The sequence below is a fragment of the Ruegeria sp. AI2 genome (assembly GCF_056541275.1).
In genome coordinates, this window is sequence record NZ_JBQFYB010000087.1 from 1 (window position 1) to 591 (window position 591).

1 protein-coding gene is annotated in these 591 nt (G+C 56.7%); it reads right to left on the reverse strand.

The window, feature by feature from the left end:
- The coding region (locus ACR0LL_RS21315; RefSeq protein WP_480589331.1) for a LytTR family transcriptional regulator DNA-binding domain-containing protein at nt 1-591 on the reverse strand (591 nt) is incomplete at both ends.

Genomic DNA, 591 nt, shown 5'->3' on the forward strand with positions numbered 1-591 from the left:
CGGCTGACGGGAACTTTAGTTAAAGCATCTACGCCGTCAAAATAGCATGTGCCGTTGTCCTTGTGCCGCTCGAAACTGGAAACGTGTTTTGGGTTCACAAGGTAACTGCGATGCGCGCGTAGAAAACCATCGGGTTTCAGCCGTGTTTCGGCTTCGGTGATCGACCACGGGCAAAATAACTTCTCGGCCCCCATGTAGAGGACAGTATAGTGCCCTTCGGCCCGAACGGCTGCGATGTCACCTGCCGGGCTAAAAAATGTCTGACCCTCACGCTCGAACGGTATACCCGCCCGCAGCTGAGCCGGTGCCGCCTGTTCGGGTTCCGACGTTTCGGATGTTGCCTCGTCCTCGGTCTCAACGCCAAAAAACGTCACCCCTGTCAACAGGAAGGCAGCGCAGATCAGGAAAACCGACACCGTGACACCCATGGCCAGCACCTGGTTGTTCAGTGCTGGCCCGGCTCCACCAGTGTTGTCGCTGGCGACAAAGTCGGTCAGGCCCGTTGCCACAAAGTGCATGGTAAACACCGCCATTCCGAAACAGACCGTTCCAAGCAGAATGTTGCGCTGTGTTCGATTGTCATAGGCCACC